Origin of the sequence: Planococcus sp. ANT_H30 (assembly GCF_008369335.1) — a bacterium.
GTDB lineage: Bacteria > Bacillota > Bacilli > Bacillales_A > Planococcaceae > Planococcus > Planococcus kocurii.
The window spans coordinates 96,287-116,359 of sequence record NZ_VOBJ01000003.1 but is presented as its reverse complement, the minus strand read 5'-3'; the positions used below and the strand labels follow the sequence as shown (position 1 = coordinate 116,359).

Annotated in this window: 19 protein-coding genes; 13 read left to right on the top strand and 6 right to left on the bottom strand. The window is 41.5% G+C overall.

Translation table 11 applies throughout. From position 1 onward, the window contains the following. Positions 1 to 33: 33 nt before the first annotated feature. On the bottom strand, positions 34 to 588 hold the full coding sequence (locus FQ085_RS09005; protein WP_149456421.1) for a M15 family metallopeptidase: 555 nt from the start codon (positions 586 to 588) through the stop codon (positions 34 to 36). Positions 589 to 691: 103 nt separating this feature from the next. Between FQ085_RS09005 and FQ085_RS09000 the strand changes: the two genes are divergently transcribed. The 3 genes from FQ085_RS09000 to FQ085_RS08990 are packed head-to-tail and all read left to right on the top strand — an operon-like array spanning position 692 to position 2,833. After that, entirely contained in the window at positions 692 to 1,423 is a 732-nt protein-coding gene (locus FQ085_RS09000) for an NADPH-dependent oxidoreductase (RefSeq protein ID WP_058386470.1), read from the top strand. A 42-nt stretch (positions 1,424 to 1,465) separates the two neighbouring features. Further along, positions 1,466 to 2,080, top strand: a complete 615-nt coding sequence (locus FQ085_RS08995) for an NAD(P)-dependent oxidoreductase (RefSeq protein WP_058386469.1) — start codon at positions 1,466 to 1,468, stop codon at positions 2,078 to 2,080. 24 nt (positions 2,081 to 2,104) lie between these two features. Continuing rightward, positions 2,105 to 2,833, top strand: coding sequence for an alpha/beta hydrolase (locus FQ085_RS08990; RefSeq protein WP_058386468.1), 729 nt, complete (start codon positions 2,105 to 2,107; stop codon positions 2,831 to 2,833). 47 nt (positions 2,834 to 2,880) lie between these two features. Here the strand turns inward: FQ085_RS08990 and FQ085_RS08985 are convergent, their stop codons facing one another. Together FQ085_RS08985 and FQ085_RS08980 are read right to left on the bottom strand one after the other, a co-directional pair. Beyond that, on the bottom strand, positions 2,881 to 3,135 hold the full coding sequence (locus tag FQ085_RS08985) for a hypothetical protein (RefSeq protein WP_058386467.1): 255 nt from the start codon (positions 3,133 to 3,135) through the stop codon (positions 2,881 to 2,883). Beyond that, a complete protein-coding gene (locus tag FQ085_RS08980) occupies positions 3,132 to 4,289 on the bottom strand; it encodes a class I SAM-dependent methyltransferase (RefSeq protein ID WP_058386466.1) in 1,158 nt (385 codons plus the stop codon). The genes FQ085_RS08985 and FQ085_RS08980 overlap by 4 nt, the downstream gene beginning before the upstream one ends. A gap of 162 nt (positions 4,290 to 4,451) precedes the next feature. Between FQ085_RS08980 and FQ085_RS08975 the strand changes: the two genes are divergently transcribed. The 4 genes from FQ085_RS08975 to cydC all read left to right on the top strand — a co-directional run bounded on the left by FQ085_RS08975 (position 4,452) and on the right by cydC (position 10,155). Then, positions 4,452 to 6,095: an AMP-binding protein gene (locus FQ085_RS08975; protein ID WP_149456420.1), complete on the top strand. Its 1,644-nt coding sequence runs from the start codon at positions 4,452 to 4,454 to the stop codon at positions 6,093 to 6,095. Between the two features lie 285 nt (positions 6,096 to 6,380). Then, positions 6,381 to 6,554 carry a hypothetical protein gene (locus FQ085_RS18035; protein WP_169793165.1) on the top strand — a complete coding sequence of 58 codons (174 nt, stop codon included), beginning with the start codon at positions 6,381 to 6,383 and terminating at the stop codon, positions 6,552 to 6,554. Positions 6,555 to 6,727: 173 nt separating this feature from the next. After that, on the top strand, positions 6,728 to 8,452 hold the full coding sequence (gene cydD / locus FQ085_RS08970) for a thiol reductant ABC exporter subunit CydD (RefSeq protein WP_058386464.1): 1,725 nt from the start codon (positions 6,728 to 6,730) through the stop codon (positions 8,450 to 8,452). Beyond that, a complete protein-coding gene (cydC, locus tag FQ085_RS08965) occupies positions 8,449 to 10,155 on the top strand; it encodes a thiol reductant ABC exporter subunit CydC (protein ID WP_058386463.1) in 1,707 nt (568 codons plus the stop codon). Before cydD ends, cydC begins: the two co-directional genes overlap by 4 nt. A gap of 619 nt (positions 10,156 to 10,774) precedes the next feature. Here the strand turns inward: cydC and FQ085_RS08960 are convergent. Further along, positions 10,775 to 11,005 (bottom strand): hypothetical protein, encoded by a 231-nt coding sequence (locus FQ085_RS08960; protein ID WP_058386462.1) that lies wholly within the window; start codon positions 11,003 to 11,005, stop codon positions 10,775 to 10,777. A gap of 207 nt (positions 11,006 to 11,212) precedes the next feature. On the opposite strand from FQ085_RS08960, the gene desA reads away from it, so the two are divergent. The 3 genes from desA (at position 11,213) to FQ085_RS08945 (ending at position 14,063) form a co-directional block, all read left to right on the top strand. After that, a complete protein-coding gene (gene desA / locus FQ085_RS08955; RefSeq protein WP_058386461.1) occupies positions 11,213 to 12,232 on the top strand; it encodes a Delta(5) desaturase DesA in 1,020 nt (339 codons plus the stop codon). Positions 12,233 to 12,330: 98 nt separating this feature from the next. Then, positions 12,331 to 13,467: a sensor histidine kinase gene (locus FQ085_RS08950; protein ID WP_058386460.1), complete on the top strand. Its 1,137-nt coding sequence runs from the start codon at positions 12,331 to 12,333 to the stop codon at positions 13,465 to 13,467. Beyond that, positions 13,464 to 14,063: a response regulator transcription factor gene (locus FQ085_RS08945; protein ID WP_058386459.1), complete on the top strand. Its 600-nt coding sequence runs from the start codon at positions 13,464 to 13,466 to the stop codon at positions 14,061 to 14,063. Before FQ085_RS08950 ends, FQ085_RS08945 begins: the two co-directional genes overlap by 4 nt. Before the next feature lie 36 nt (positions 14,064 to 14,099). Here FQ085_RS08945 and FQ085_RS08940 read toward each other — a convergent pair whose 3' ends face one another. Then, complete coding sequence (locus tag FQ085_RS08940; protein WP_058386458.1) at positions 14,100 to 14,468, bottom strand: DUF2188 domain-containing protein; 369 nt, start codon at positions 14,466 to 14,468, stop codon at positions 14,100 to 14,102. 112 nt (positions 14,469 to 14,580) lie between these two features. On the opposite strand from FQ085_RS08940, the gene putP reads away from it, so the two are divergent. After that, entirely contained in the window at positions 14,581 to 16,101 is a 1,521-nt protein-coding gene (putP, locus tag FQ085_RS08935) for a sodium/proline symporter PutP (protein WP_058386457.1), read from the top strand. Between the two features lie 57 nt (positions 16,102 to 16,158). On the opposite strand, the gene FQ085_RS08930 is transcribed toward putP, so the two are convergent. Further along, positions 16,159 to 17,709 carry a BCCT family transporter gene (locus tag FQ085_RS08930; RefSeq protein ID WP_149456419.1) on the bottom strand — a complete coding sequence of 517 codons (1,551 nt, stop codon included), beginning with the start codon at positions 17,707 to 17,709 and terminating at the stop codon, positions 16,159 to 16,161. 286 nt (positions 17,710 to 17,995) lie between these two features. On the opposite strand from FQ085_RS08930, the gene FQ085_RS08925 reads away from it, so the two are divergent. Further along, positions 17,996 to 18,709, top strand: a complete 714-nt coding sequence (locus FQ085_RS08925; RefSeq protein ID WP_149456418.1) for a VOC family protein — start codon at positions 17,996 to 17,998, stop codon at positions 18,707 to 18,709. A 78-nt stretch (positions 18,710 to 18,787) separates the two neighbouring features. Then, positions 18,788 to 20,059 (top strand): GTPase HflX, encoded by a 1,272-nt coding sequence (hflX, locus tag FQ085_RS08920; RefSeq protein ID WP_058386455.1) that lies wholly within the window; start codon positions 18,788 to 18,790, stop codon positions 20,057 to 20,059. Positions 20,060 to 20,073: the final 14 nt, after the last annotated feature.

Here is a 20,073-nt window from a genome sequence, read left to right as displayed (position 1 = left end):
CATTGTTTACAGGGTTTTCTGAAGTTCCCTTGTTTACTCCATTTTATCTTCTGGCCGCCACCCTTGTTGCAATTCGCGAATCGACAAGCCGAAAGTCATTTCGAGGTGAGGGTAGTCTTTAAAGCGCTGCCAGTCGCCTCCCCAGTCAAAGCCTAGCTCTTTTCCGATAGCGGCAACTTCAAACCAATCACTTTCCCCGTTGCCATTGCCATCACGTGTCGTGTCCCACACAACTGAACCATCATCAAGGCGTAATGCGTAATCGATAGCTAATCCATAGTTGTGATAGGATTCTCCAGCTTGTGCATGGGTAACGACAGAACCAGGGGTATTGCGACCTTGACTGTGCAATCCATCCTGTTCTTCGGGCGAACGGTAACCGTCTGTAATTAAAATGTCAATCCCAATTTCAGCAGCTTGATTGACCAATAAATCCCGCTTTTCTTCGACGATAGGATGCAGTCCAGAAGGCAAAGAACGTTCTTTTAATTGTTCTCGAAAGGTTAATTCGTTTTCGAGCCATATAAATAAAAAACTACCAAGAATTAATAAGAAAAAAATCGAGAAAGCAGTTTTTGTGTGTTTCAAATCTTTCACCTCTATCCATTCTATTGTAGCAAAATCACGAAAACAGTAACACGACAAAGAATTTGGTACGATAAGAGAAACAGTTAGAGAGGGGAGCTAATTAATGGTTATCGAATTAATGAAAGCACATGCATCTGTTCGGGACTATAAAGAAAAGCAATTATCACGGGAGGAAGTTAGCGAACTGGTTGAAGCTGCACAATATGCAGCTACTTCCCATTTCGTCCAAGCTTACTCGATTGTTTGGGTAACAGATCCTGAGAAACGTAAAAAGCTAGGCGAGTTATCTAAAAATGCTAAGCAAATGGAAGGTGCAGGAGCTGTTTTCTTAATGTGTGCCGATTATAACCGCTTGCAACATGCCGGGAAATTGCATCAACAAGAAATCGTCTTTGATCGTGCTGAAAATATGATTGTGGCTGTAACCGATGTTGGGTTACTCGCGCAAAATCTTGTACTCGCAGCCGAGTCAAAAGGCTATGGTATTTGTTATATTGGTGGTGTCCGCAACAATATGGAAGCAATTAGCGAGTTGATCGGTTTACCAGAAGGCGTCTTCCCAGTTTACGGTTTGACGATTGGTGTTCCGAACGAAGCGAATGGTGTAAAGCCACGTTTGCCAGTTCATGCTATTTTGCATGAAAATAACTACGATGAAGCAAAATACGAAACCCTCCTGCCAGAATACGACAGCACAATTCAAGCCTATTACGCCAGCCGCGATTCAAATCAAAAGAGCGCGACGTGGACAAAGCAGATGGCTGATTTTCTAGGTAAGCCACATCGCCAAGATTTAAAAGAAGTATTGGCGAAAAAAGGCTATCATTTTAAATAAAAATTAGACTGATATTGAAGTTAACTACTAGGAGGAAAAGCTATGAAGCTAGCGATATTCGGAGCGACAGGCCGCGTTGGAGGCGAAATTCTCAAGCGAGCTCTCGCTGATGGTCATCACGTGAAAGCTTTGGTTCGTTCAGAAAAATTAGAAACCCATCCGAATCTGGAAATTATTCTAGGGGATATACGAAACGCAGAAGATATTGAAAAAACAATCGCAGAAACTACAGTAGTTTTCAGCGCTGTGGGTACAGATCGAACGACAACTTTGTCTGAAGCGGCACCTTTGATTGTAAAATCTATGGAAAGCCATCACATCAAACGAGTGATAACAATTGGTACAGCTGGAATTTTAGATAGCCGACTGAGCCCTGGACTGCTTCGTTACGAGGGCGGAGATTCTAAGCGCAAGCTGACTTTTGCTGCTGAAGAGCATGAAGCGGTTTATCGCTTATTCGAAAAGACTGAGCTTGAGTGGACGATTGTTTGTCCTACATACTTACCAGATGGTGAGGTACGCGGGAATTACCGGGCAGAAAAGGATCTGCTGCCCGAAGAAGGCAAAGAAATTACAGTTGGCGATACGGCAGAATTTGCTTATCATCAGCTTGAATCAACAGAATTTGTTCAGCGACGTGTAGGATTGGCTTATTAATAGACTCAGATAGAAGGTGTTCCGATGAAAAAGTGGTTGTTGCGTAGTGCAGTAGCAGTCTTTGTGCTATTGGTGATTGCAGTTGCAGGTTTTGTTGTTTACGCTCAGTTCGATTATGGACCTAGTGAAATCTTAACTGAAAAAGTAGATTTGTCTGCACTTGAAAGTGACGCAGAAGGACTAATTTTTCAGCCAGCAACGCCGAATGGTAAAGGCGTGATTCTCTATCAAGGGGCTAAAGTTGAAAAGGAAGCTTATGCCTATCTTGGCCAATCCTTAAGTGAACAAGGCTTTGTCGTGTCGATTCCTCAACTGCCCTTGAATTTTGGGATTCTTGGTTCTGGAACAGCACATGACATCATCGAAGAGCATTCGGAAGTCGAAGAATGGTTTCTTGGAGGACATTCTCTAGGTGGCGTAGCTGCTTCTTTTTATGCAGAAGACCCATCAGCGAAACTTTCCGGACTTTATTTTCTGGGTGCTTATCCAGCGGGTGATTTTTCGGACAGCAGTTTGCCGATGTTGTCGATTTATGCGGAACGCGATGGTTTATCTACGGTTACTGATATTGAAGAAAGTCGTAAGCTGTTCTCTGACGACAGTGTCTTTGTGGAAATCAAAGGTGGCAACCACGCACAATTTGGTTTATACGGAGAGCAAAAAGGTGACAATGCAGCCAAAATACCTGCGATTGAACAACAAGACCAAGTAGTAAAAGCGTTAACAGAGTGGATAAACAAAAATTCTCCTTAATCGACAAAAAAACGGTAGCTGCCATTCAGCTACCGTTTTTTTGCTTGTCATAGTTTAAAAATAAAGAACGCCAAGAAGATAGCGACAATCACCAGCGTATTAACAGTGAAGGCTGCACGTTTACTAACAGGTTGATCAAGCGATGGGAAGCGTTCAACAAATCGCATAGCACCGTAGATAAGAGCGACTAAGATGAGCAATGTCACAACCAAATTCATGTCATAAATCTGGACATCGATAAATCGGATCAATACGACCGAAAAAGCTAAAATGATGCCGTTTACCAAGTTTTTTTGTTTCATAGATACTCCTTTAATTCGTTTTCTAAAAATGGTTTAGCCGATAACAGGCTAGTGAATTGGCGGTAGCGATCAAATTGACCAGCAACGGGTTTTTTACCGGTTTTATAAGCACGAATCAAGATATTCTTAGGGGTATGCTCCATATCAATAAATTCCATTAATTGCGTTTCGTACCCAACAAGAGATAGCAATTCAGCTCGAATAGCATCTGTCGCCAAAGCACTGAAGCGCTCTTTAATCAAGCCGTGTTGCAGCATGATGCCGAGTTCAGGTGCACCGATTTGGCTATTTAATTCGTGTTGGCAACACGGAACACTTAAAATCACTTTGGCATCCCATTTAACAGCACGCGCTAAAGCCATGTCGGTTGCCACGTCACAAGCGTGTAACGTAACGACCATATCCACTGCCGTTTCATCATTGTAATCGTTAATGTCACCGACTAGAAACTCAAGTTGTTCATAGCGAAGATCTGCCGCAATTTGCTGACATTCTTCGATGACTTCTTTTTTCAAATCAAGTCCGGTAACGCGAAGGTCTAACCCTTTTTCAATACGCAAATAATGATATAACGCAAAGGTTAAATACGATTTTCCAGAACCAAAGTCGAGGATGCGAACAGTGCGGTCTTGTGGCAAGTAAGCGAGCGTATCATCAATAAATTCGATAAAGCGATTGATTTGCCGGAATTTATCGTATTTCTGCTTTTTAACTTTGCCATCTGGACTTTGCACACCCAGGCGTACGAGAAACGGATAGACAATGCCGTCTTCTAATAAATACTGCTTTTTGCGATTATGGGATAGCTCAGCTTTCTTTTCGCCGGTTTGTTGGGCTTTCCAGTTGACTTTGAACTTCTTAGAAAGCTGGATTTGTACTTGCTCATCTGTAAATTGGAACAGCGCCTGACGAAAGTCAGTAAAAAGAAAAGCCAATTTCTCAGCAGCTTTTTCTACTGGTAGATTTTCATGCTTTAAGACGTGTTCGTGCTGAAATTCAAATTGAATCAAGTATTCCTTTTTTATTTCAACGGGTTTTAGTTTAATGCGCTTAATATCGTTTGATTTTAGTCTAGGTTGGCTAATCGTTGCTGAAACCAGTTGTTGCTGTAACAGACGTTCAGTGAGTTGGTCTTGCATGGTTTGTAATTCCATAATGAGTCCCTTCCGTTGCATGTAATAGGTTTAGTTTATCATGCAGCGTATAAAAAGGGCGAACTGTCCGTTTTAGTTTAAGGCGCAGGCCCCTTCTGTTATTTCGGAATTTTGTGATAATATAGAGTAGACTGAAAACGTTTTCAATTAGGAGGATGGAAAATGGTTGTTTTACAAAAAACGATTGGTCAAATAGTTAAAGAACAAGCCGCACGAAATCCGGAAACTGAGGCGTATGTTTATCCAGAGCATGGAATCCGAAAAACTTACAAAGAGTTTGATGAAGAAACAGATCTTCTTGCAAAGGCATTTATCGGGATTGGCATTGAAAAAGGAGAGCACGTTGCCATTTGGTCAGACAATAAACGTGAATGGCTTTTAAGCCAATTTGCTACCGGCAAAATGGGCGGTGTTTTAGTGACGGTTAATACGAGCTATCAGTCGAGTGAGCTTGAATATTTATTAGAGCAGTCGGACGCAACAACTTTAATAGTGGGCGAAGAATTTAAAGGAACGAGTTATATAGATATATTAAACAAGATTTGCCCGGAGTTGAAAACAGCTGATAAAGGACACATCACAAACGCTAAGTTGCCTCATTTCAAACGAGTTATTGTCATGAGCAATAACAAGTATCCGGGAATTTACACGTGGCAAGAGTTTGAGGCTTTTGCTAAAAAAGTTAGCGACTCGGAACTTGAAGAGCGCTTCCACTCGATGGACCCTGATGACGTTATTAATATTCAATACACATCCGGCACGACCGGATTTCCGAAAGGAGTCATGCTGACACATCTCAATGTTGTCAATAATGGCAAGTTAGTGGGCGATACGATGAGTCTTACGGAAAACGATCGGCTATGTATTCCAGTGCCATTTTTCCACTGCTTTGGCTGTGTTCTTGGGACAATGGCGGCAGTGACCCATTCTACGACGATGGTCATTGCAGAGCAGTTTGATGCCAAACGCGTGCTGCAGATGGTGCAAGATGAGAAATGTACGGGGCTTCACGGAGTGCCCACGATGTTTATCGCAGAATTAAATCATCCTGAGTTCTCATCATTCGATACTTCTACACTGCGGACAGGTATTATGGCAGGATCCTCTTGTCCGATTGAAGTGATGAAGAAAGTGATCACGGATATGGGAGCGTCTGAAATTACCATTGCTTACGGACAAACAGAGTCATCTCCAGTAATTACGCAAACACGGGCGGATGATGATATTGAAAAAAGAGTATCAACAGTCGGTAAGCCACATACTGGAGTAGAAGTGAAAATTATTGATCCAGCGACTGGAGAAGGAGTCGTGACAGGCATGCCTGGAGAACTTTGTACGAGGGGCTATCATGTTATGAAAGGCTATTATAATAATGAAGAAGCAACAAAAGTGGCCATTGATCGAGAAGGCTGGCTTCACACCGGGGACATCGCGGTGGAAGATGAAGCTGGTTATATCGCCATCACAGGACGCATTAAAGACATGGTGATTCGTGGAGGTGAAAATATTTATCCGCGTGAAATTGAAGAATTTCTTTATCAGCATCCTGCTATTCAAGATGTTCAAGTGGTTGGTGTGCCAGATCCGAAATACGGAGAAGAATTGATGGCTTGGGTTATCTTGAAAGAAGATGAGCAATTGACTGTGGCAGAACTGAAAACGTACTGCAAGGACAAAATTTCTCATCATAAAATTCCGCGGTACATCGAGTTTACGAAAGAATACCCGATGACAGCTTCAGGAAAAATACAAAAATTTAAGCTGCGTGAATTATCCATTCTAAATAGCCAAAAAGCAGAAGTTTAAAGAGATAGAATCATGTAGATACAAGGCGTCTTTCGAGGCGCTTTTTTGCGTGGGCTACAGAAGAACTACTCATGAATTATCCAGTTAGTTTACACTTCTGCAACTAAGGGGACATAAGTAAAAAGAAGGATTATTTAAGTTAAAATAGTAGTCATAGCTGAGTGAGAGTTTGCTGCTCAGCGTTTGTACAGTAAAAGGAGGGGATGGATGATTTGCTTGAGAATAATGTTTTTATTGCATTGAACGAGCATAAGTTATCAAAGCCTTACCTAGAGGGTGTTTCCAGTGATTACAGCAGAAGAATTAGCCATTTTTAAGTCTGAACTGACCAAACTCACAAATGAATCCCGAAGATGCGTTGATCAATCCTTGAAACTAAAAATACAAGCAGACGTGGCTTGGTTAAAGATGGCCATCGTTGCTGAGGATCCTTGCACGCAAACAATTGAAAACGAGTAACTCGAAACCTGCAGGGAAGGTTGCCTGGAGGTTTTTATCTGCCCAAAAACACTAGATTTGTGAACAGCACTGTAACAAAGGTCTTCAGAAATCCAGTTATCATGGGCAACTGACGAGGGTTTCGGGTAAGGATGCCTTATAATAGAAGGAGATAAAGTAGAGGGGCGAATGGCATGAATGATTTAAAACGACTGGCATTTCAACGAAAAAATAAAATGGTTTTTCTGGTAGTGGCATCGCTTTTAAAAGGCATTGCTACAATTGGACAAGCTTTCTTTTTCGTTTTCATTGCAGATCGTGTTTTTCTTCAAAATGCTGCTTTTGAGAGCTTATTTCCATTGTTTGGTGGCTTGTTTGTAGCGATTTTATTGCGTGCAGGAGCGGGTTATGCAATTGGCAGGGCAGGAGTCGATCTCGCTGCTGATGTAAAAAGTGAATTTCGAAAAGATCTGATAAAGTCTTTTGCTGAAAATCCGTTATTGTCTGCGGCTCAAGGTCAGTCTGGTCAAAAAGTTAGCTTGCTAATGGACTCAGTAGACGAAGTAGATGGCTTTTTCAGTAAATACATTCCGCAACTCATGCAAACATATATCATTCCCCTACTGTTGTTAGGGGTTATTTTTACTCAAAACTGGACAACAGGTGTCATCATTTTAATTACGGCACCGTTTATTCCTGTATTCATGGCAATGGTCGGAAAAGGAACGAAGAAGAAAGCGGACGAAAAAATGGAACAGCTTAACCGGTTTTCTGGTACTTTTTTGGATATTCTGCAAGGTCTTTCGACGCTTAAGTTATTTGGTCAAGCTGAAACACAACAGCAAGAAATTCGAAAAAGTAGTCTGAGTTTCCGTGACTCCACGATGGACGTGTTGAAGTCTGCATTTCTTTCTTCTTTAATGCTGGAGTATATTTCGATGTTGAGTATTGGCATAATCGCATTAGAAATTGGCTTGCGTCTTGTTGTGTTTGACAGTATTAGCTTTTTCACAGCGTTCTTTATCTTAATTTTAGTGCCAGATTTTTTTAATTTGTTAAAGGATTTTGGTAGTGCTTTTCATACAGCACGTGGCAGTGTATCAGCAGCCAATCAATTAAGTGCTGAGCTTGAGAAAAAACATTCTGTATTGATATGGGGAGATGAAGTTCTGGCACAAGAACCGCCTCATTTGTCATTAGAGGGATTGTCTTTTCGATACGGAGAGGGCTTTGCTTTGAATCCACTGCGCGCAGAAATTCCGCCTTATAGCCAAGTTGCGATTGTCGGCAAGAGCGGTTCAGGAAAAACGACACTCATGCAGTTACTTGCTGGATTGTTGCCGCAAACCGAAGGCGAACTGATTGTTAACGGCATTCCAAGAGAGGCTATTAGCGAAAAATCATGGTTTGATCAATTAAGTTATATCTCGCAAAATCCGTATCTTTTTGCGGGGACAATCCGAGAGAACATGGAGATAGGAGCCAATCGGAAAGTCAGCGACGAAGAAGTACTTGCAGCAGCTAAAAAGGCTGGAATCGCAGAGATGATTTTCGCACTTGAGCAGGGCTTTGAAACGTTAATCGGAGAAGCAGGACGTGGCTTGTCGGGAGGAGAGAAACAGCGGATTGCGCTGGCTCGTGCCTTTCTAAAAAAACCGTCTCTTATTTTATTTGATGAGCCGACGACCGGTCTGGATTTGCGTACGGAACAAATTTTGCAAGAGTCGCTTCGCGAGTTGCAAAAGACGTCAACCGTTATTACAGTTGCGCACCGACTCCATACGATTAAACAAGCCGATCTGATTTTCTTCTTAGATAATGGAAATCTGGATGCTGCAGGAAGCCACGACGAACTGCTGCAAAACTATAGCCCTTACGAAGAGATGCTCGCAGCGCAGCAGGGAGGTAGCCAGCGATGAATGAATTAAAACATATTCTAAAACTAACATTTATCGAGAAGAAGGATGTCTCGATTGCGATTTCCTTCGGATTTTTAGCAGGAATTGCTAGCGTAGCATTGATGGGTTCAAGTGGGTATTTGATTTCGAAGGCGGCATTGACCTCGCAGATGACGACACTCGTTGTTATGGCAGCATGTCTGAAACTGTTCGGCTTTGCTTCAGCGTTGAGTCGTTATGGGGAGCGTTTGTATTCTCACCGAGCAACCTTTACCATGCTAAGCCACTTAAGAGTGTCATTTTTTGAACGTTTGTCGCCACTCGCTCCCGGAATATTTGGTAAGTACCGGAGTGGGGATTTGCTGTCCCGAATTGTTGGGGATGTTGAAAGCCTACAGAACTTTCTGCTGCGCGTTTTTTATCCGCCAGTCGTATTAGGTATCGTCTTTTTAAGCACCATTTTCTTTAGTGCGTTTTTCTCTATGGGAATTGCTAGTGTGATGGTGGTCGGAATGCTGCTAACAATTGTGGCAGTGCCAGCGCTTTTCTCTAGTAGAAAGCGTCGTACAGATGGACAAGTCAGAGTACAACGAGGAAATTTAGCCATCGAAGCTACGGAGTTTCTTTATGGGTTTCGTGATCTGAAAATCTATCAGCAGCTTGGTGTAAAAGAGCAACAGTTGAAAAGTGATGCGGCTCAATATAACGAAGGTCAGCGGAGAGAAGGCTTAGAGGAAAACCTAGCGCAGTCTAGTAATGCGCTTGTGGCATTACTAGTGTCGTTTTTTGTGTTAGCTGTTGGTGCGTATTTTGTAGCAGCAGGTGAATTAAATGGCTTGTACTTGGCCATGCTCGTGATGATTTCCATTGCCGCTTTTGAAAACGTAGCACCTATGGCCGCGTTTCCTACTTATTTTGAAGAAAGCCGAAAAGCTGCAGTAAGATTACAAGAAGTTGTTTCTGAGGACGCCGTGCTACAAGGAGCAGAGGGAATTCCGAGCGGACCGCTTGATATTAAACTTACGGGAGCTTCTTTTAGCTATCCTGGGGAAAAAAGCTTAGCGATTGATGATGTCTCACTCCATTTAAAGCCAGGCACGAAAACAGCGATTGTCGGGCCAAGTGGTTCAGGTAAGTCAACGCTTTTGCAATTACTACTGAATGTTTTTCCTGTTGAACAAGGTCAATTGTCAATCGGTGGAAAGCCAGTAGAGATGCTTGAACAAGAAACTGTTTGGCAGGAAATGAATATCGTATTGCAGGAAAATCATTTCTTTTACGGCACAATTCGTAGCAACTTATTGCTTGCCAATCCATTGGCAAGCGATGAGCAGATGAAAAAAGCATTGGCTAGAGTTCAGTTAGAATTGTTTCCTTTGACAACGACAGTAGAAGAAAAGGGGCAGAATTTGTCTGGTGGACAAAAGCAACGACTGGCTATTGCACGGGCAATCCTAAGAGGCAAATCACTGTGGCTTCTTGATGAACCAGTTTCTTCCGTCGATAACTTAACAGCTCACGCCATTTACCAAGAACTATTCCGACAAGGGGACAAAGATTTGTTCGTCATTATTAGTCATGACTTGGCGGGACTCGAACAAATGGATCAGATTATCGTTATGGAAAATGGGCGTATCCAGGAAAGTGGAACCTACCAAGAACTGATGGAAAGAAAAGCTTATTTCTATCAATTAAAACAAATAGAAAACAGCGTATTTGCATAGAAAAGCGCAAGCGCCCGTGTAGATTCGACAGGCATAAGACAGACCGGCAGTGTGGCGCTCTTTGCCACACAGCCGGGTAGGCTTATGACCCAAGAATCTGGGCGCTGGAGCCTGGACATAGAAAAGCGCAAGCGCCCGTGTAGATTCGACAGGCATAAGACAGACCGGCAGTGTGGCGCTCTTTGCCACACAGCCGGGTAGGCTTATGACCCGAGAATCTGGGTGTGGAGTTTTAATAGAGACGAACAAAAGAGGCTACACTCAACAGGTCATCAAAAAGACCTGTTGAGTGTAGCCTCTTTTGCATGTTAAAGAACAGGCTGATGTCCACCAAGACGAACGCTTTCTGCGAGCACAGCCTCAGCCGGTTGCACCACGTGCTATTTCCTTAGGAAGGGTCGTTTAGCCATTTTGAATCTGAAAAAATACAAAAAATCGTCCGTGGCTCTAAAATGAAAGCAAGATTAAAGCAGCTCTTTAAGATGAAAGGATGACGCAAATCCACGGCATATGCAAAATTAACGGAGAAAATGTGTTTGGTTCTATCGAGTGCAATCGAGCGTTCCGAAGATTGCATTTTTTAGAGGCTAATGAAAAAGCTTCGTCTTTTTCACGCTTGCTATTTTAATAACAGGTTATTATCTTTTTTGGTATCTTCTAACTTCATTTGTTCAAGCTCAAGCCGCATTTTCTGTGTTTCAATAACGAAGTTTTCATGCTTTAGTTTTTCTAACTCTAATTGCTCACTGATCATTTTCCCTTTAAGCTTCGTTTGTGTTTGAAGGTGAGAAGTAATAATACCTGCCAGTGGAATCGAAAAGACCATAATGACGGCGACTAGTCCAGTCATATGCTTCACTCCGTTCTGATTTTTCTGTCTATTTATAGTATACACATATCGCTTGTAATTTTAAAAGAGTAGATTTCTTAAAATACATGACAACTGTCATATAGAAATATAGACGTTTGTGTCTTATTCGCCCGAGGATTTCCAGTTAAGATAAGATTAATAAGTTATCCGGACCGAAAAAGTCCGTTTAAGGAGGAATTTGAAAACATGAGCAGAGAAAAAACAGCACAGTTACGCAAATTTGTTGCCCCTTTCGAAAAAGCAGATGTAAAATCGAGTGTTAGACAATTATTAAATACAATTCCACCTTTTATCTTGGCATGGTTCTTGGCTTACCAAGCACTTGATGTCTCAATTTGGCTAACAATTGCATTGTCAGCAGTAGCTGCAGCATTTGTCATCCGTACGTTTATCATTTTCCATGATTGCACACACGGATCGTTCTTCAAAAACAAAAAAGCAAATGCCGTTGTTGGTACGCTAACAGGGATCATGACGCTTTTCGCTTATGAAAAGTGGAAACGAGAACATTCGATTCACCATGCTTCAAGTGGTAATCTTGATAAGCGCGGAGTCGGCGACATTTGGGTTATGACGATTGAAGAATATGTAGAAGCTTCAAAATGGGAACGTTTTAAATACCGTATGTATCGTAATCCTTTGGTTATGTTCGGATTTGGACCATTATTCTTAGTCTTAATTTCAAGTCGTTTTAATCGTAAAGATGCACGCAAAAAAGAACGCAACAATACGTATTTGATCAACATTTCACTTGTGGTCATTTATACGTTGTTAATCTTAGCAATTGGTTGGCAGGCATTTGTAATCGTGCAAGGAACAACGATGTTCATTGCAGGAGCACTTGGAATTTGGTTATTCTATGTTCAACACACATTTGAGGATTCATACTTTGAAGACGAAAATGAGTGGGATTACGTTAAAGCAGCCATCGAAGGAAGCTCGTATTACCAACTTCCAAAAGTATTGCAGTGGGTAACTGGCAACATCGGCTTCCACCATGTGCATCACTTGAGCCCTCGAGTTCCAAACTATAACTTGGAAAAAGCACATGAATCGACACCGCCACTTCAACAGGCAACAACAATTGATATTAAATCTAGTCTTAAATCATTGAGCTACAAATTGTACGATGCACCAAATAAAACATTCGTTACATTTGGTGAAATCAAGCACTTGTTAGCTGATTCGAAAACGGCTGAACAATAAGAAAGTAACTAGAAAAAAACCATTCTTAGCGGAATGGTTTTTTCTTTTGCTTATTATTTGCTATGATGAAATCACATAGAAATGAACAGGAGGCCCTTATGCAAAGCTGGTATCAAATATTCCCTAAAAATCCTTGGCTGAGTCTCTATGCTTGGGTGATCTTTTGTATTTTGCCATTCTTCTTTATCTTTCGATCTTCCTCATTACCTGAAATTATTTTCGGTATTTTGCTCTTGTTGTTGTTTTTCCTTGCGTACCGGTTGTCTTTTAATTCAAGAACTGGCTTTGTGTATGTTTGGGTAAGTTTTGAAATGGCGATTAATATTGGAATGATTTTCTTGTTTGGGTATGTATATCTGTCTATTTTTGTGGCCTTTTTTATCGGTAATTTACGCAATAAAGTAGGATTTTTCATTATTTATGGCCTTCATATTGGCATGACAATTGCAGCTATTGTATTTGGCTTTTTTGACCATAGTGAATTGTATATCTCTCAGCTACCATTTATTGTGCTTAGTGTACTAGGTGTTATTTTATTGCCGTTTAATACGTATAACCGAAACAAACGAGAAAAATTAGAAGGTCAGCTAGAAGATGCGAACAAACGAATTTCTCAACTGGTGATTATCGAAGAACGTGAACGAATTGCTCGTGATTTGCATGATACGTTGGGGCAAAAATTATCTTTAATTGGCTTGAAAAGTGATTTAGCAGGTAAATTGATTTACCGGAATCCAGAGTCTGCTTTAAATGAAATAAACGATGTTCGACAAACAGCACGTACAGCTTTAAAAGAAGTGCGTGAGTTAGTGTCTAATATGCGAGGCACCAAACTGGATGAAGAAATTTTGCGGGTGCAGCAAATTTTAAAAGCTGCTGAAATTGATTTTGTGTTCTACGGTTCACCGCAGCTGACGAACACCCCCTTGTTAGTAGAAAATGTTCTAAGTATGTGCTTAAAAGAAGCAGTGACGAATGTCGTGAAGCATAGTGGTGCAGCGCGTTGCAGCGTATTGATCAAGCAAAATCCCGAAGAAATTCTGGTGCAAGTGCAAGATGACGGACAAGGATTTCCAGAAGGAAATACTTCTCTGCAAGGAAACGGATTGGCTGGTATGCGCGAACGATTGGAGTTTGTAAATGGTTCGGTAGGAATTAAAGTGATGGAAGGCACGACCTTGAACATCCGGGTGCCGAACGTAATTCTTTATAGTTCAAAGGAGGCAGTAAAATGATTCGAATCGTATTAGCTGAAGATCAGCGAATGATGCTCGGGGCTTTAGGGTCACTGTTGGATTTAGAAGAGGACATGGAAGTGGTCGGTAAAGCATCGAATGGAGAAGAGGCAATCGAGCTTGTGGAAAAACTGCAACCAGAAATTTGCATCATGGATATTGAAATGCCATTGAAAAGCGGATTGGATGCAGCGGAAATTTTAAAAGACAAGCCGTGTAAAATTATTATTTTGACTACATTTGCACGTTCAGGCTATTTTGAACGTGCTAGAAAAGCTGGAGTTAGCGGTTATTTGCTAAAAGATAGTCCAAGTGAAGACTTGGCCACATCCATTCGAACAATTATGGATGGCCGCAGAATTTATGCTCCTGAACTAGTGGACTTAGCTTATGCTGACGAAAACCCATTGACTGATCGGGAAAAACAGGTGATGGAATTGATTGCTGAAGGACGTAGTACAAAAGAAATTGCTAAAGAGCTGTTCATTACAACAGGTACTGTACGGAATTACATTTCAACAATATTGGACAAGTTAGAAGTAGGAAATCGAATTGAAGCCATTTCACGGCTTAAAGAGAAAGGCTGGTTCAAGTAAAAAGCTGCTGTCAGTCGACAGCGGCTTTTTACTGTTTTAGGATGATTCGTACAGAGTTTCAGACAGTGATCCGTCTGCTGCATAGATGTGAAGTTCTCCGTGATTTTTTGTAACATAGCGCTTTGCTTCTCCCATTAGACTATCTTTCGTTTCTTCAATCAGAATCGCTCTTTTACTGTCTTTTTTCTTTAATTGCCAACCATCTTCATGTTTTTTGATTTCGTAGACAGGTCGTTCTTCAGCGCCCATTTCAGTTTTTTTGGCTTGGTCTAAGGCAATTGGAATCGCGCGACCTTCTGTGTAACCATCGCGAAGCAGTGCATTGGCAATTTCTATTGCTTTATGACGAACAGCACTATCAAGATTTTTAAATGATTCTGGATAATTATCTTCGTTCCACGGCATTAAAATCGCCTCCTTGTCCTTGTGATTCCCCCTTGAATTTGCTGCAAAACCGAAAAAGAGGACTTTTAATAAGTGACAATAATGTTACACTGTTAAATAAGGAGGGGATAAAATGACAGATGCAACTTATCAAATCATTGCTTTATCTGTTTATCTAGGTGCCATGCTATACATTGGCTGGTATGCTTACCGAAAAACTGCCAACTTATCCGACTACATGCTTGGTGGCAGGGGTCTTGGACCAGCAGTAGCCGCACTTAGTGCCGGTGCATCGGATATGTCTGGATGGCTGTTACTTGGCTTACCGGGTGCCATTTATGTAGGTGGATTAGTTGAGGTATGGATTGCTATTGGACTAACGGTAGGTGCCTTTTTAAACTGGTACTTTGTAGCGCCACGTCTCAGAATTTACTCATTTGTTACTAGTGACTCGATTACGATCCCAAGCTTTTTGGAGAATCGTCTGAAAGATAAATCACGGTTGTTACGAATTGCTTCGGGTATTATTATTTTGATCTTTTTCACATTTTACGTTTCGTCTGGTATGGTAGCTTCAGGCTTATTTTTCCAGAGTTCATTCGGAATGGACTATCATTTAGGGCTTGTCTTAGGTTCGATTGTTGTTGTCGCCTATACCTTGTTTGGCGGATTTCTGGCGGTCAGCTACACAGATTTTGTACAAGGAATTATGATGGTTCTGGCGCTAATTGCCGTACCAGTAGTAGGTATTTTTGCTACAGGTGGATTTGGTGAAACCGCTGCAAGTATTCGCGAGGTAGATCCGAATATGTTGAGCTTGGTTTCTGGCGCTTCGACAATCGGCGTTATTTCTGCAGTTGCTTGGGGCCTTGGTTACTTCGGTCAACCCCATATCATTGTTCGTTTTATGGCGATTAAAACATTGAAGGAAGTTCGTGTAGCGCGCCGCATTGGGATGAGCTGGATGATTTTCAGTCTTCTCGGAGCAACTGCAACAGCGCTTATCGGGATTGCTTATTTCCAGCAAAATCCTTCAGCGACGTTAGTAGATCCTGAATCTGTGTTTCTTGACTTGAGCCAAATTTTGTTTCATCCATTAGTGGCAGGTTTTGTACTAGCTGCAGTTTTGGCCGCTGTTATGAGTACGATTTCTTCTCAGCTTATCGTAAGTTCTTCAGCGCTTATTGAAGATTTATACAAAATTTTCTTTAAAAAAGAAGCATCAGCTAAAGGATATGTATCACTTGGCAGAATTGCTGTTGCAGCGATTGCCATCATTGCAGCCGCTCTAGCATGGAAACAAAATAATACTATTTTAGATCTAGTTGCTTACGCATGGGCAGGGTTTGGTGCTGCTTTTGGACCAATCATTTTGTTGTCACTATTCTGGCGCAAGCTAACTTCAAAAGGTGCATTGGCAGGAATGATTGTCGGCGCTGTAACAGTTATCGTTTGGAAATTAGTTGGTACAAAACCAGAAGATCCTGGAGCTACTGAAATGACGAATTTCATAGGCAGTGTTTATGAAATCATTCCTGGTTTCTTCTTGTGCTTACTCGTGACATGGCTTGTGAGTCTCGTTACTTACAAACCAGATGCAGAGATTGAGAAAGAGTTTGATGAAACGGTTCGATTAATCAACGAAGACAAGTAAGAAAAATCAAAAGGCGTACAGCATTTCCTTACGGGAAAAGCTGTACGCTTTTTTTGTTTATTTATTGTGTTGCTTTTTAGTTTCTTGTTCCATCCGTTTGAATCGTTGCAATTCAGATTCTTGAATCGGTGGTGATTCTGAACGAATGATTTTGGTGAAAGACCAAAGCATTAACACGAGTAACACGGTAAATGGCAAGGCCGATATAAGAGACGCTGTTTGAAGAGCTTGTAGTCCGCCCGCATACAAAAGCACTGCAGCAATGGCAGACATTAACACACCCCAGACAATCTTGAACGCTGTTGGTGGGTTCAAGCTACCGAAACTTGTCATTGAAGCCAAAATATAAGTTGCCGAGTCAGCAGAAGTCACGAGGAACGTGAAAATCAGCAAAATTGCTAGAACTGACATAATGGTCGTCAGCGGCAAGACATCAAAAGTTTGGAACAAGGCCGACGTTAAGTCGTTATTCACCGCTTCGGCGATCCCTGTACCTTGGTTTAAATCATACCAAAGTGCAGTACCACCAAAAACTGCGATCCACAAGCAGGCAATAGCAGGCGGAATGACGAGTACGCCTAATATAAATTCGCGGATGGTCCGTCCTCTAGAAACACGTGCTACGAATGCACCGACAAACGGGGACCACGCAATTGCCCATGCCCAGTAAAAAATGGTCCAGCCTTGTACCCAGTCACCGTCTGCGTAAGGTTCTGGTCGCAAGCTATAAGTGACAAAATTTGTAATGTAGTCACCTAGCGCTAGCGTGAAAGTTTCCATAATGAAGACAGTCGGTCCAGCGATAAAAACAAATGTCATTAGAACGAGTGCAAGTCCAAGGTTTAAATTACTTAAGTAAGCGATCCCTTTTTTAAGTCCCGTAGAAGAAGATAAGGTATAAGCCGCGAACATGACAGCAATAATGCCGAGTTGTATAGGAAAAGCATGATCAATACCAAACACAGCACTCAATCCACCGTTCATTTGAAGGACACCGAGGCCAAGAGATGTAGCGATTCCCATGACAGTGGCAATAACTGCAAGAGAATCAATCGAGTTCTTAATTAAAGGCTTACTGCCGAGAACAGGTTCAAGAGCAGTAGAAACTAAACCTGGTTTTTTTTTACGGAATTGTAAAAAGCCGATAACAAGTCCAACGATAGCAAATACTGACCACTGGCTAATTCCCCAGTGAAAAAAAGAATAGCCCATCGCAATTCTTGCGGCTTCGGGAGTTTGTGCTTGATTTCCAAATGGTGTAGTGAAAAAATGACTCATTGGTTCGGCAACTCCCCAAAATACGAGTCCGGCACCAAAACCGGCAGAAAATAGCATGCCAATCCAAGTGAAAAAAGGGAATTCGGGTCGGTCGCTATCAGCGCCAAGGCGAATGCGGCCATATTTAGATAATGCGATCGCTACAAGGAAAAGTGTGATAAAAAAGACAGCCAGCAAATAAAACCAACCAAAATTTAAGGTAGTGAAACTAAATAAAGTTCCAGCGACTTCTTCAAATTTCACAGGAGTAACTGCACCTAAAATAACAAGTGCGATGATCACTGCGGTGGATATTAAAAATACGGGATTTGTTACTAACTTTTTATTCATCGAAACCTCCTCAATTTTTTCTATACCTCAGCCTATCGAAAACGCACTGTAAAAATTCTTGTTTTAATAAAATTGATTGAAATTTAACTATGTAAGCTGGTGTGATGTTCTAAAGTGATCGGATTTTTACAGTGTTTGCAATTGTGCGCTTTTAGGGAAAGGGCAGGTAAAGAGCATTCTATGATTCTATATACCTTTCCCTCAGCTACTCTCTTTAAACGTTTAAAGGAGACTAAGTATGCTTTGGCGAACGGTATATAGATCGACAGAAAAAGTGAGGTGCTTTATGAAGTTAGATCATATTGTTCATTTTGTTCGTGAAAATCCACAAGAAACCGTAACCTATTGGCAGGAAAAAGGAATTCATGCAGCAAAAGGTGGGCGACATTTAAACTGGGGAACGGAAAATGTCCTCTTGTATTTGAAAGATTGTTACATTGAGTGGCTGTCAATCGAAAAAGAAGAAGTGGCTCTGCAAGCGGATCATCCGCTTACGCACCAACTGCTCTATGACCAAGTTGGTTTTGGAACAATTTGTTTGCGCACGGATAATATTCAGGTTTTAAATGACGATTTGAGAAAACAGGGAATGGATACTTCTGGAGTGTTGGCAGCCGAACGTCAAACTGAAAGTGGAGAGCTGATCAAATGGAAAATGCTATTCATCAAAGAACAAGTCTCGGATAAATTGCCTGCTCCATTTTTTATCGAATGGCAAAAAACAGACGCTCAGCGCTATCAAAAGCTAAGAGATAACAGATCTATAAAAGCGTTAAACGAAACCTTGACGATCGAACGTTGTGTATTTGGGGTTTGGGATACAGAAAAAGCGACCACTGCATGGAAGACGATTCTAGGTGGCAGCTTACAATTGGAGAATTGTTTGATTGAATTCAGAAAAACAAATCATCCAAAAGAACGTCTGGAAAAAGTTTGTTTTAAAGAGGGTGTAAATAAGTTTGAATTTGAACAAGGGCAGTACAGGCTACCTCGCTTGTAAGAGGATAGCAAAGAAACTGTGGTAAAATAGAGATATCGAATGGGAATTTTCCTTTCCTGAAATAGGAGGACAATATAAATGGATGAGTTACAAGAAAAAGCAGTCATCGTTGGTGTGCAACTTCAAAAAGATCTTCATTTCGTTTACGGAATGGACGAGCTTCATAATTTAGCAGAAGCTTGCAATGTGGAAGTGGTCGGGGAAATCACACAAAACTTAGATCGTATCAACCCTTCTCACTATGTCGGAAGCGGAAAGGTAGAGGAAATTAAAGCTTTTTATGAAGAGGCAGATGCCAATTTGGTCATCTTCAATGACGAGCTATCACCATCGCAAATCCGAAATCTAGAAGAGGATTTGGAATGCAAAGTGATTGATCGTACTATGCTGATTTTGGATATCTTTTCACGACGTGCAAAAACACGTGAAGCACAGGTTCAAGTAGAACTTGCGCAACTTCAGTACATGCTACCGCGCTTAGTAGGACTGCGTGCGTCGCTTGGTCGACAAGGTGGCGGTAGTAGTGGTGGCGTAGCTAACCGCGGAGCTGGAGAAACCAAACTTGAACTGGATCGCCGGAAAATTGAAGAGCAAATTTCAAAGCTTCATAAAGAACTCGAGCATATTAGAGACCAACGCGTGACACAACGCAAGCAGCGCACCAAAAAAGGTGTGCCTGTCGTCTCATTAGTCGGTTATACGAACGCTGGAAAATCAACAGTGATGAATGGACTGCTAGCAAAAACGGGACAAAACGAAGAAAAGCAAGTGTTTGAAAAAGACATGCTTTTCGCTACGTTGGAGACGTCTGTTCGGCAAATTCGCTTGGAAGACAACAAAAGCTTCTTACTGACAGATACAGTTGGTTTTGTCAGCAAATTGCCACATCATCTGGTAAAAGCGTTCCGTTCTACATTGGAGGAAGCCCGTAATGCAGACTTGTTGCTGCACGTAGTCGATGTTTCTAACGAAGAACACCGTTATATGATGGAAGTAACGAATTTAACTTTGCAAGCTGTTGGGGTAGAAAATGTGCCTACGCTTTATATTTACAACAAAGCAGATTTAGCAGGAGTTCATTACCCTAATGCAAACGGCGACGGTTTATGGATTTCAGCAAAAGAAGGCAAAGGTCTAGATGAGTTGCTAGAAGTTATTAAAAAACTAATTTTTGCAGATTATGTTACTTGTCGAATGGTTATTCCGTTCGACCGCGGTGACATAGTCGCATATCTTAATGAGCATGCCAATATTCACGAAACCGAATACGAAGAAGAAGGCACGTTACTTAAAGTGGAGTTAAGTCATGCAGACTATGACCGCTACCAGCAGTTTGTTGTCGGAAACTAAAAAAAGAGCGTCTC